12 protein-coding genes are annotated in these 11,853 nt (G+C 71.2%); 7 read left to right on the forward strand and 5 right to left on the reverse strand.

Going from position 1 to position 11,853, the window contains the following annotated elements; translation table 11 throughout:
* Window positions 1-11 precede the first annotated feature (11 nt).
* The 6 genes from BLV39_RS19565 (at window position 12) to BLV39_RS19590 (ending at window position 5,822) form a co-directional block, all read left to right on the forward strand.
* Window positions 12-1,379 carry a glutamine synthetase family protein gene (locus BLV39_RS19565; protein ID WP_090794340.1) on the forward strand — a complete coding sequence of 456 codons (1,368 nt, stop codon included), beginning with the start codon at window positions 12-14 and terminating at the stop codon, window positions 1,377-1,379.
* Between the two features lie 13 nt (window positions 1,380-1,392).
* The gene (locus BLV39_RS19570; protein WP_090794344.1) at window positions 1,393-2,748 is read left to right on the forward strand and encodes an aldehyde dehydrogenase family protein; all 1,356 of its coding nucleotides are present in this window, start codon (window positions 1,393-1,395) and stop codon (window positions 2,746-2,748) included.
* A 23-nt stretch (window positions 2,749-2,771) separates the two neighbouring features.
* Window positions 2,772-3,536, forward strand: coding sequence for a 3-oxoacyl-ACP reductase (locus BLV39_RS19575; protein WP_090794348.1), 765 nt, complete (start codon window positions 2,772-2,774; stop codon window positions 3,534-3,536).
* Between the two features lie 60 nt (window positions 3,537-3,596).
* Window positions 3,597-4,301 carry a gamma-glutamyl-gamma-aminobutyrate hydrolase family protein gene (locus BLV39_RS19580; RefSeq protein ID WP_090794354.1) on the forward strand — a complete coding sequence of 235 codons (705 nt, stop codon included), beginning with the start codon at window positions 3,597-3,599 and terminating at the stop codon, window positions 4,299-4,301.
* 184 nt (window positions 4,302-4,485) lie between these two features.
* On the forward strand, window positions 4,486-5,181 hold the full coding sequence (locus tag BLV39_RS19585; RefSeq protein ID WP_090794357.1) for a gamma-glutamyl-gamma-aminobutyrate hydrolase family protein: 696 nt from the start codon (window positions 4,486-4,488) through the stop codon (window positions 5,179-5,181).
* Window positions 5,182-5,225: 44 nt separating this feature from the next.
* Window positions 5,226-5,822: a pyridoxamine 5'-phosphate oxidase family protein gene (locus BLV39_RS19590; protein WP_090794360.1), complete on the forward strand. Its 597-nt coding sequence runs from the start codon at window positions 5,226-5,228 to the stop codon at window positions 5,820-5,822.
* Here the strand turns inward: BLV39_RS19590 and BLV39_RS19595 are convergent.
* Together BLV39_RS19595 and map are read right to left on the reverse strand one after the other, a co-directional pair.
* A complete protein-coding gene (locus tag BLV39_RS19595; RefSeq protein ID WP_090797552.1) occupies window positions 5,783-6,409 on the reverse strand; it encodes a VIT1/CCC1 transporter family protein in 627 nt (208 codons plus the stop codon). The two genes, BLV39_RS19590 and BLV39_RS19595, sit on opposite strands and share 40 nt — an antisense overlap.
* 83 nt (window positions 6,410-6,492) lie before the next feature.
* On the reverse strand, window positions 6,493-7,350 hold the full coding sequence (map, locus tag BLV39_RS19600; RefSeq protein ID WP_090794363.1) for a type I methionyl aminopeptidase: 858 nt from the start codon (window positions 7,348-7,350) through the stop codon (window positions 6,493-6,495).
* A gap of 66 nt (window positions 7,351-7,416) precedes the next feature.
* Here map and BLV39_RS19605 point away from each other — a divergent pair, with 66 nt between their 5' ends.
* Window positions 7,417-7,722: an STAS domain-containing protein gene (locus BLV39_RS19605; protein ID WP_090794366.1), complete on the forward strand. Its 306-nt coding sequence runs from the start codon at window positions 7,417-7,419 to the stop codon at window positions 7,720-7,722.
* A gap of 8 nt (window positions 7,723-7,730) precedes the next feature.
* On the opposite strand, the gene BLV39_RS19610 is transcribed toward BLV39_RS19605, so the two are convergent.
* The 3 genes from BLV39_RS19610 to BLV39_RS19620 form a co-directional block, all read right to left on the reverse strand.
* Window positions 7,731-8,447 carry a nucleotidyltransferase domain-containing protein gene (locus BLV39_RS19610; protein ID WP_239083836.1) on the reverse strand — a complete coding sequence of 239 codons (717 nt, stop codon included), beginning with the start codon at window positions 8,445-8,447 and terminating at the stop codon, window positions 7,731-7,733.
* Window positions 8,448-8,576: 129 nt separating this feature from the next.
* Window positions 8,577-9,041, reverse strand: a complete 465-nt coding sequence (locus BLV39_RS19615) for a nitroreductase/quinone reductase family protein (protein WP_090794373.1) — start codon at window positions 9,039-9,041, stop codon at window positions 8,577-8,579.
* 72 nt (window positions 9,042-9,113) lie between these two features.
* Entirely contained in the window at window positions 9,114-11,831 is a 2,718-nt protein-coding gene (locus BLV39_RS19620) for an FtsX-like permease family protein (protein ID WP_090794376.1), read from the reverse strand.
* Between the last annotated feature and the right edge of the window lie 22 nt (window positions 11,832-11,853).

Consider the following 11,853-nt stretch of genomic DNA (forward strand, 5'->3'; position numbering starts at 1 on the left):
GAGGCGCGAGGATGACCCGAGTACCGGCGTTCACGCTCGAAGAGCTCGCCGTCGCGGTCGACGGTGGCGAGATAGACACCGTCGCGCTCGCGCTCACCGACATGGAGGGCCGCCTTCAGGGCAAGCGGATCCATGGCCGGTTCTTCATCGACGAGGTCACCGAGGCCGGGGCCGAGGGGTGCAACTACCTGCTGGCCGTCGACGTCGACATGAACACCGTCGACGGGTACGCGATGTCGAGTTGGGACCGCGGCTACGGCGACTTCGCGATGGTCCCTGACCTGGCCACCCTGCGCCGGGTGCCGTGGCAGCCGGGCACCGCCCTGCTGCTGGCCGACCTGGCCTGGCTCGACGGGTCCGGCGACGTCACGGCCAGCCCGCGGCAAATCCTGCGCCGCCAACTCGAGAGACTGGCGGCGCACGAGCTGACCGCGTACGCCGGCACCGAGCTCGAGTTCGTCCTCTACAAGGACTCGTACGAGGACGCCTGGCAGCGCGGCTACCGCGACCTGAACCCGGCCAACCTCTACAACGTCGACTACTCGATGCTCGGCACCGCGCGGGTCGAGCCGCTCCTGCGCCGGATCCGCAACGAGATGGCCGGCGCGGGGCTGGTGCCGGAGAGCGCCAAGGGCGAGTGCAACCTGGGCCAGCACGAGATCGCGTTCCGCTACGCCGACGCGCTGACCTGCGCCGACCACCACGTCATCTACAAGAACGGTGCCAAGGAGATCGCCGCCCAGGAGGGCATGTCGATCACCTTCATGGCCAAGCCCAACCAGCGGGAGGGCAACTCCTGCCACATCCACTTCTCGCTGCGCGGGCCGGACGACCGGTCGGCGATGTTGGGGGAGGGGCCGGCCCACCTGTCCAAGACGGGTGAGCACGCGCTGGCCGGCCTGCTGGCCACCATGCGTGAGTTCAGCGTGCTGTTCGCGCCGAACATCAACTCCTACAAGCGTTACCAGCCGGGCTCGTTCGCGCCGACGGCACTGCGCTGGGGCAGTGACAACCGCACCTGCGCGCTGCGGCTGGTCGGGCACGGCCAGGGCATGCGCGTGGAGAACCGGGTGCCGGGCGCCGACGTCAACCCGTACCTGGCGATCGCCGCGCTGATCGCCGGCACGATCCACGGCATCGAGAACGAGCTTCCCCTCGAACGCGAGTTCACCGGCAACGCGTACGGCGACGACACGTCACCAAGGGTGCCGAGCACCTTGCGCGAGGCGGCGGCGCTTTGGGAGGGCTCCGAAACCGCCCGGGCCGCGTTCGGTGACGACGTGGTCGACCACTACGCCAACCGCGCCCGGATCGAACTGGCCGCCTTCGACGCGGCGGTCACCGACTGGGAGCTGTTCCGCGGCTTCGAACGTCTCTAGGGGGAGAAACACCGTGACCGACCTGGTCAACCCGGCCACCGGGCTGGCGATCGAGACCGTGCCGGCGAGCAGCCTGTACGACACCGACGCGGCCATCGAGCGCGCCCACGCGGCGTTCCCGAGATGGCGGGCGCTCGCGCCCGCCGACCGGGCCCGGCTGCTGCGCCGGTTCGCGGCGACCGTCGACGCGCACATCGAGGAGTTGGCCGAGCTCGAGGTGCGCAACTCCGGGCACACCATCGGCAACGCCCGCTGGGAGGCCGGCAACGTCCGCGACGTGCTCGACTACTACGCGGGCGCGCCCGAGCGGCTGATGGGCCGGCAGATCCCGGTCGCCGGCGGGCTCGACGTGACCTTCCACGAGCCGCTCGGCGTGGTCGGCGTCATCGTGCCGTGGAACTTCCCGATGCCGATCGCCGGCTGGGGGTTCGCGCCCGCGCTGGCGGCCGGCAACACTGTGGTGCTCAAGCCGGCCGAGGTGACGCCACTGACCGCCTTGCGGCTGGCCGAGCTGGCCCTGAGGGCCGGGCTGCCGGAGGGTGTGTTCACCGTCGTGCCGGGGCGGGGATCGCTGGTGGGCGAACGGTTCGTGACCCACCCGGCGGTGCGCAAGGTCTGCTTCACCGGTTCGACCGACGTCGGCAAGCGGATCATGCGGGGCTGCGCCGACCAGGTCAAGCGGGTGACGCTGGAGCTGGGCGGCAAGAGCGCCAACATCGTGTTCGCCGACGCCGACCTGGAGAAGGCCGCGGCGGGCGCTCCGGCCGCGGTCTTCGACAACGCCGGCCAGGACTGCTGCGCGCGGTCGAGGATCCTCGTGCAACGAGGGGTGTACGACCGCTTCCTGGAGCTGTTGGAGCCGGCGGTGCGGGCCTTCCGGGTCGAGGACCCGGCGCTGGAGACCGCGCAGATGGGCCCGCTGATCACGGCGGCACAGCGGGCGACCGTCGCCTCCTATGTAGACGATGACGCGCGGGTCGCCTTCACGGGCAACGCGCCGGAAGGGCCCGGATTCTGGTACGCGCCGACGGTGCTGCTGGCCGACTCGGCGCAGGACCGGCACTGGCGCGAGGAGATCTTCGGCCCGGTCGTCTCGGTGCTGCCGTTCGACGACGAGGCCGACGCGATCCGGCTGGCCAACGACACGGAGTACGGCCTGTCCGGCTCGATCTGGACCCGCGACGCCGGCCGGGCGATCCGGGTGGCCCGCGGCGTCGAGACCGGCAACCTGTCGGTCAACTCCAACTCGTCGGTCCGTTATTCGACCCCGTTCGGCGGCATGAAGCAGTCCGGCCTCGGCCGGGAGCTCGGCCCCGACGCGTTGCTCTCCTTCACCGACGTCAAGAACGTGTTTCTTGCGGCGGAATGACTCGCGACTGATTGAGAGGTTCGATGAACAGGCTCCAAGACCGGGTGGCCGTGATCACCGGTGCCGGCAGCGGCATCGGTCTGGCCACCGCCCGGCGGTTCGCCGCCGAGGGCGCCAAAGTGGTCTGCGTCGACGTCGGCGCTGAGGCCGGCAAGGCGGCGGCCGACGAGGTGGGCGGGGAGTTCGTGCTCTGCGACGTGTCCGACGAGGACGGTGTCCGCGAGCTGTTCGACGGCGTCGCCGAAAGGTACGGGCGGGTCGATATCGCGTTCAACAACGCCGGAATCTCGCCGCCGGACGACGACTCCATCCTGGAAACCGGACTCGACGCCTGGGAACGGGTCATCCGGGTCAATACCACCAGCGTCTATCTCTGCTGCAAGTACGCGCTCCCGCACATGCGCCGGCAGGGCAAGGGCTCGATCATCAACACCGCGTCGTTCGTGGCCCTGATGGGCGCCGCAACCTCGCAGATCGCCTATACGGCCAGCAAGGGCGGTGTCCTGGCGATGACCCGTGAGCTGGGCGTCCAGTTCGCCCGCGAGGGCATCCGGGTCAACGCGCTGTGTCCTGGGCCGATCGCCACGCCGCTGCTGCTGGACCTGTTCGCCAAGGACCCCGAGCGGGCCGCGCGACGGCTGGTGCACGTGCCGATGGGGCGGTTCGGTGCGCCGGAAGAGATCGCCGCGGCGGTCGCGTTCCTGGCCAGCGACGACGCCTCGTTCATGACAGCGGCGCAATTCGTCGTCGACGGCGGAATTACCGGGGCATACGTCACACCTCTGTAGCGATCGTTTGTCGATCGGGTCGCCGGGTAGCAGAGTGTGGGGAGGAGGTTCTCAACAACCGTGCGACCTATCGTCGGAATTACGTCCTATGTAGAACCCGCTTCCTGGGGTGTGTGGATCGACCAGGATGCGGCGCTGATCAGAAAGTCCTACGTCGATGCGGTGACCGCAGCCGGCGCGCGGGCGGTGATACTTCCCCCGGATGACACTGATGCGGACGTACTCCGCGCCCTCGATGCACTGATCATTGCCGGGGGCGCGGATCTTGGGCCCGACCTGTACGGGGAGGAGCCCGGCCCACTGACCGACAGCCGCCCCGACCGCGATCGGGGCGAGTCTCTGCTGCTCCAGGCGGCCCTGCGGACCGACCTGCCGGTGCTGGGCATCTGCCGTGGCATGCAGTTGCTGGCGGTGACCTGCGGCGGCCGGCTCCACCAGCACCTGCCCGACGTGGTGGGCTCGGACAAGCACCGCCCGGGTCCGGGCGTCTACGGCTGGCACGGCATCACCTTGGAGCCCGGCTCCCTGGCCGCTGAGGTGGCCGGCGACGGACCCGAGGGCGACGGCCGCATAGAGGTCAACACCTACCACCACCAGGGCGTGGCCGACCCGGGCTCGCTGACGGTCACGGCCTGGGCCGACGACGGCGTGGTCGAGGCGGTCGAAGACCCGACCAAGCCCTTCGTCCTGGGCGTCCAGTGGCACCCGGAAGAGGCAGGCGAACGCCGCATCTTCGAGTCCCTGGTAGACGCGGCCCGCACGTAACGTCAATCCGCCACCCACCCGCCGCACCGACACGCGGCGCGTGGGTGGCGCTGGCTTGTGTGCCGCGAGCCTGGCTCGAAGCGCCAGCGAGTTTCTCCGGCGGGAGCAACGGTCCGTACCCCAATGGATCCGGGACAGCGAATTTCGAGCCTTTGGTTTCCGGAAATCCCGCTAGAGTGAGCTGATGTCCCGGCCTGTGATTGGCCTGACGACCTACGCCGAAGAGGCGAGGTTCGGGCTCAACGACACGTTCGCCGCCGTGCTGCCGCTGGCCTACGTCCAGGCGGTGCACAACAGCGGCGGGCGTGCGGTCCTCATCACTCCCGACGCGCCCGATGTCGACGCCCTCGACGGTCTCGACGGGATCGTGTTCACGGGAGGCTCCGACGTCGACCCGGCCCTCTACGGCGAGCCGGCGCACCCGACCACCCAGGTCAAGCCCGAGCGGGACGCCGCCGAGCTGCTGTTGCTGCGCGCCGCGCTGGCGGCCGACCTGCCGACGCTGGCGATCTGTCGCGGCATGCAGCTCATGACCGTCGCCTACGGCGGCAAGCTGCACCAGCACCTGCCCGAGGTGCTCGGCCACGACAACCACCGGCCGGTGTCCGGGCCCAAGTTCGGCTTCCACCGCGTCGATCTGGCGCCCGGGTCGCTGGCGCGCGGTCTGCTCGGCGAGTCGGTCGAGGTCAACTCGTTTCACCACCAGGGCGTGGCCGACCCGGGCAAGCTGACCGCGACCGGCTGGTGCCCCGAGGACAACCTGATCGAGGTCGTCGAGGACCCGGCGCTGCGGTTCGCCATCGGCGTCCAGTGGCATCCGGAGGACACCACGGACCACCGGCTCTTCGCGGCGCTGGTGGGCATGACTTCCAGCAGCTGAAATCGGGTTCGAAGGCCGCGCGGGCCGGTGGCACCATCGAGGTCATGAAACTGCACGAGAAGATCGACGGCCGCCTGCGGGAGTTCGTCGAGGCCCAGCACATGTTCTTCGTGGCGACCGCCCCGTCCGGTGACGAGGGCCACGTCAACCTGTCGCCGAAGGGCATGGCCGGCACGTTCGTGGTGCTCGGCGAGCATCGGGTGGCCTACCTCGACTTCCACGGAAGCGGTGCGGAGACGCTCGCCCACCTGCGGCAGAACGGCCGCATCACGATCATGTTCTGCGCGTTCGAGGGTCCGCCCAACATCGTGCGGCTGCACGGGCGGGGCACCCACACGCCGATCGGGAGCCCCGACCTCGACGCCCTGCTCGCGCTGTTCCCGACCGCGCCCGACCTGCACGGGCTGCGCGGGGTGATCACGGTCGAGGTGGACCGGGTCAGCGACTCGTGCGGCTACTCGGTGCCGCTCATGAGCTACGAGGGCGACCGCGACCTGCTGCTGCGCTGGGCGCAGCGGAAGGACGAGGCGGGGCTGGCGGACTACCGGCGCGTCAAGAACGCCACCAGCATCGACGGGCTGCCGGCCTTCGACGTCGACGCTCAGGAAGCCGAGACGCCGATCAAGGTGCCGATGCCGTAGGTGGCCGCTGCGGCCAGGGCGCCGAGCACGAGCTGGCGTAGGCCGCCGCTCCACCAGGGGCGCTGGGTGAACCGTCCGACCAGCGCACCGGCCAGGAAGAGCCCGGCACCGCCGGCACCGAGCGCCGCCCAGAGGTTGGACAGGCCGAGCAGGTACGGCAGCAACGGGATGACCGCCCCGATCGAGAAGAACACGAACGAGAGCAGCGCCGCCGCCCACGGGCTCGGGTGGTCCTCGGCGTCGACGCCCATCTCCTCCTGTACGTGCACCCGCAGCGCCTCGCGGGGGTTGTCGCGCAGGGCGTGCGCCACCTGGGTGGCCAGCTCCCGGGGCAGCCCGCGGCGGACCCAGGCGTCGGCCAGCTCCTGGGCCTCCTGCTCGGGGTGCCGCTCCAGCTCCAGGCGCTCCTTGGCCACCTCGGCGCTGACCTGCTCGTTCTGGCTGCGCACGCTGGTGTATTCGCCCAGGCCCATCGAGATCGCCCCGGCGACCAGGCCCGCCACGCCGGTGAGCACCAGGGTGTGCGAGCTGACTCCGCCACCGCCGACGCCGGCGATCAGGGCGATGTTGGTGACCAGGCCGTCCATCGCGCCGAACACGGCCGGGCGCAACCGGCCGCCGGAGACGTCGGCGTGGTGGTGCGGAGCGGGTAGCTCGGGGTCCAGCGCGGTCACGGAAGGGTCAGGATCTCGTGACCGTCGTCGGTCACCACGATCGTGTGCTCGAACTGGGCGGTCCACTTGCGGTCCTTCGTCACGACGGTCCAGCCGTCGCTCCACATGTCGTACTCGTACGTGCCCAATGTGATCATCGGTTCGATCGTGAACGTCATGCCCGGCTCCATCACGTCGGTCGGCCGGGGGCTGTCGTAGTGCGGCACGTAGAGACCGCTGTGGAACGCCTCGCCGATGCCGTGCCCGGTGAAGTCGCGAACGACGCCGTAGCCGAACCGCTTCGCGTAGGACTCGATGACCCGGCCGATCACGTTGATCTGCCGGCCCGGCGCGACCGCCTTGATCCCGCGCATCATCGCCTCGTGGGTGCGCTCGACCAGCAGCCGGTTTTCCTCTGCCACGTCACCGACCAGGAAGGTGGCGTCGGTGTCGCCGTGCACGCCGCCGATGAACGCCGTGACGTCGACGTTGATGATGTCGCCGTCCTCCAGGACGGTGGTGTCCGGGATGCCGTGGCAGATGACCTCGTTGAGGCTGGTGCAGCAGGACTTCGGGAAGCCCTTGTAGCCCAGCGTCGAGGGGTAGGCGCCGTGGTCGACCAGGAACTCGTGCACCACCTTGTCGATCTCGTCCGTGGTCACCCCCGGCTTGCAGTGCTCACCGGCGAGCTGGGTGGCCTGCGCGGCCAGCCGAGAGGCGACCCGCATCTTCTCGATCGTCTCCGGCGTCTGCACGTTGGAGCCACGCCAGGGGGTGGGCGCCTTCTTCCCGACGTATTCCGGACGGGGGATCGAAGGCGGCACCTGGCGCCACGGCGAGATCTTGCCGGGGGTCAGGGGAGCACGGTCGGACATGCTTCACACACTAGCGACGCCGAGGGGTTGCTTGCCGGGGCCAGAGGGGTGTGCCAAGGTTGTGCCGTGGATCAAGAGGAGACGGTCTTCTCCGCCACCAGCGAGGGTGACGCCGACCACCGCCGTGTGGTCGTGACCGGCGAGGTCGACATGGCCACCGCGGACCAGATGTTCCAGGCCGCGACCCGAGAGTCGGCCGAGCACGTCACCCTGGATCTGCGTGCCGTGACGTTCTTCGACTCAGCGGCCATCCAGGCCCTCGTGCGCCTCACCGACCGCATCCCCCACCTGAGCGTGATCCCGTCGCGCCGAGTGAGGCGAGTGCTGGATATCGCGGGGCTGGGCGATCAAGCCTGGCTGTCCGCCGAATAGCACGAAGATCAACGGTCGAAGAGATCGCTGACCGTGCCGTCCACCGGGCGGCCGCGGTCGGCCAGGTCCTTGGCCTGGTCACGCAGGATGATCCCCAGTTCGGACAGGTCGGCCGAGGCCACGCCGGTGCGGCGGACCGCGTCCGCGCCGTTGCGGAAGTACGTGCGGGTCAGCAGGCCGGTGACCGTCGCGGCCGCTAGGCGGGCCTCGGCCAGCATGAGCAGGGCCGTGTCGGTCTCGTACCAGGCCGCGAGGCGGGTGGCTCGGGCGTGTGCGCTGGCGCCGCGGCACCAGGCCTCGCGGGCCAGTGCGGTGAACTCGGCGGTGCGGGCCTCGGCCAACCGGCCAAGGTGGACGTCGCGGAGTCGCTCCAGCCACGCGTCGGGGTCGTGGATCGGTTTCGTGGTGACGTACCGGTCGGCGGCCAGCGGCCAGGACGTGGTCAGGGTGCGGGCGTGCCGCAGGTATTCCTCGGCGCCGACGACGCCGAGGTCGACCAGGACACCGTCGACCCTTCGGGTGACGGGCCGCGGTCCGGCGCCCTGCCGGTAGGTGACCACGACCAGGTCGACGTCGCTGGTGTCGGTGTCGTCGCCGTGCGCGAGTGAGCCGTGCACGCCGATCGCGAGAATGTCGGCCGGATGGCGCCGGCGGGCCGCGTCGGCGACGAGCTCGGCCACCACCCAGCGGGGGTTCGCGAGGTACGGGTTCGGCTCATCGGGCACGGGCGCCATTGTGTCGCCTCAGGTGGGGCCGATCCAATGGATGACCGTCATGCCGCCAATCGTGGGCGCGCTCCCGGCGGGACGCTCGTACCTGTCGATTCGATGGCACGATGCCGGGACACCGCCCCGTCAGACGGGGTCCAACCGGAAGATGTGCATCCGCCGCTCCGGCGCCCGGGTCTGGTAGGTCACGTAGCCCGGCCAGGCCGCGACCAGCAGCCCCCACGCCCGCTCACGCTCCTCGCCGTCCAGGAGTCGGGCCTTCACCGGCACCGCCGCGCCGCCCATGGTCAGCGTCGCGGCAGGGTCGGTGAGCAGGTTGAGCGCCCAGGCCGGCTGCTCAGGACGGCCCCAGTTGGAGCCGATCACGATGAAGCCGTCGCCGTCGGGCAGGCAGAGCAGCGGGTTGTCGCGCGGCGCCCCGGTGCGCCGGCCCCGAGTGGTCAGCAGCGCCGACGGGATCAGGCCGAGGGCCACCACGCGACCGCGGGTGAGCCGGCTGACGATCCGGTCCAGCGGCACGAGCAACGGACCCACCCGGTAGAGAAAGCGGGTGGGTCCGAGGCGCCGGGCCGTCGCCCGAAAGAGTGACATCGACACATTCTGCGGGTACGGGCGCCCGGAGGGGAGGGGCGCCCGTCGATCACTCGGCCGGGCGCCCGTCGATCAGTCGGCCCGGCGCTCGATCGGCAGTCGGGCCCGGGTGACCAGGCCGGTGCCGAGCATCGCGATCACCGGGATCGACACCAGCAGCAGCAGGACGACGCCGGGCACCGCGAACGGGTACGGGATCTCCTGTGGCCAGTGGTCGGTGAACCCCCGGTTGTACGAGGCCAGGATCGCCCAGCCGGTGCCGAGCCCGGCCACCGTGCCGAGCAGTGAGCCGAGCCCCGCGATCACGCCGGCCTGGCTGAGCGTGAGCACCCGCCGCATGCTCGGCGCCGCCCCGATCGCGGCCAGCGTCGACAGGTCCGCCCGACCGTCGGCCGCGGCGAGCCCCGTCGCCACGAAGGTGGCGCCGAGCGCCACGATGATCGCGGCGGCCGCGAGTACCAGCGCTACGAGCGGCACCCCGGTCGGCGCGCCCAGCTCGATCGACGCGTAGCCCCGGCCGGGCAGCTCGGCGACCGCGGCCGCCAACCGGTCCTGGGCGGCCTGGTCGGGCACCTTCGCGGTGGAGACCACGAACCCTTCGGGCACGGTGCTCAGTCCGAGCGCCGCGACCGCGGCGGGCGACACGTAGATGCGCTGCGTCATGCCGATCGCCGGCGGGCCCTGGGAGGCCTCGACGCCCGTGCGCAGTGCGTAGCCCGCGACGGTGGCCGTCCGGAGCACCTTCTCGATGCCGTCGCCGGAGCCGTCGTCGCCGCGTACCTCCAGGGTGAGCTTGCCGTCGGTGAGCAGGTTCGGATCGCTGACCACGGCACCGCCGGCGGCGAGCACGGTGGCCGCCCCCCGGAGGTCCTCCTGCGATGGTGCCGACAGCGCCGCCATGTTGGCACCGGACCCGACCACCGTGTTGAACGACGAGATGCCGATCTGGTAGGCGGCCGTCTTGCAGCGCGGGTCGGCCAACGCCTGCTTCTGCTGCTCCGCGGGGAGCTCGCCGGCGTTGCGGTCGAACGGGCAGGCCAGCGCGGCGGGCATCTTGGCCGACACGTAGCACCACTGGCTCTCGCCGGTGCCGTCCTTCGGGCAGGAGATCCCGTCGACCTGCTGCACACCGGTGACCGCGAGGCTCGGTGCCGCTGCGGCCGCGACCCGTTCCGGTGTCGGCACGCCCTTGTCGGCGTTGGCGAGCTGGATGGCGGCGTAGCCGAGCGGCAACCCGGTCCGGTACTGGTCGACCTGGCGGTCGGTGTCACTGGCCAGGAACGTGCCGAGCGCGACGCAGCTCGCCACCGCGGCCATCACCGCGGAGATCGCCGGAGCGGCGGCCGCGCGGTTCCGGGCGGTGTCCCGCAGCGCGATCCGCGGCCCGAGCGGCAGGGACCGGCCGAGCGACGCGATCACACCGACCAGCGCCGGGGTGATCAGCACCAGGCCGAGCTCGGCCAGCACGAGGCCGCCGAGGATGCCGACGGCCCGCGAGGTCAGCGCGCCGGCGACGGCCACGAGGCCACCGAACACGACGAGCAGGACACCGAGCACCACCCAGCGGCGCCGGGAGCGCAGCGCGCCACGCCGGCCGGTCAGGGCCGCGACCACGTCCTGCCGGGCAGCGGACACGGCCGGGACCAGCGCGGCCAGGACTCCGGTGACCAGCGCGAGGGCCGCCACCAGGGCGAGCGCGACCGGGAAGAACCGGTAGCCGCCGGCCCGTTCGCCGGCCACGTAAACCTCGACGAGCGGCCGGGCGATCACCGCACCGATGGCACCGAGGGCGATGCCGAACACCGCGCCCGCGAGACCGAGCACGATGCCGTCGGCGAGCACGATCCGGCGCAGGTGAGCCGGGGTGCCGCCGTTGGCCGAGACGAGCGCCAACTCGCGGCGGCGCCGCCGGGCGCCGATCGCGAAGGCCGGGCCGGCCAGCAGCACCACCTCGAAGAGGCCGAGGCCACCGATCACGGCGGCGATCTGCAGCCCGTCCGTGTGGCCGCCGCCGTTTTCAGGCAGTACGCCCTCCGGGTTGGCCGGCGGGTCGAGGTTGACCGACCGCGACGCGACCGCGATGCCCTGTGCGTTGAGCTGCCGCACGTCGGACCACAACACGGGACCGGGCGTGTCGACCAGCCAACCGCCGACCTGGGTGAGGTCCGGCGGGGTGACCATCAGCTCGCCCAGGTTGCTGGGCGACTCGACCACGCCGACGACCGAGTACGTCTTGGTGCGGGCGGCGTCCTGCACTGTGCCACCCACGTGCGCACCCATCCGGTCCATCGCCTTGCGGCTCAACGCCACCTCGTTGCCGGCCTTCGGCGCCCTGCCGTCAAGGACGGTGACGATGCCCTTGGCCAGCGGGCTGGCGGCGTCGATGCCGACCACCTCGACGCTGCCGATGCCCGCGGCGGTGCGCATATCCACCCAGGCGCCGCTCATCGGGATGACGGTGCTGCCGGCCGGAAGCTGGGCGAGCACGTCGCGCTCGGTGGGCTGGAACGGCTTACCCGGCCCCGCCTGCTCCTGCTCGTTGGTCCAGCTGTCGCCCGAGAGGTTCTGCTTGACCGGCGTCTGGTCGTACCACTGGAGCTTCGCGTCGGCCGCGCCGATCTGCCGGTCGATCTTCTCGGACGGGCGCAGGTCGAACATGTCGTAGGTGACCGCCGCGAACGCCAGGCCGAGCACCGGAAGGCTGATCAGGACGAGCACCATCGCGGTGCGGCCCTTGGCCCGCCGAGCCTCACGCACCGCGATCCGCAGCGACGTACGCCAAACGCTCATGCCGCCGCCTCCCTTCGGTCGG

This window comes from Asanoa ishikariensis (genome assembly GCF_900107455.1).
GTDB lineage: Bacteria > Actinomycetota > Actinomycetes > Mycobacteriales > Micromonosporaceae > Asanoa > Asanoa ishikariensis.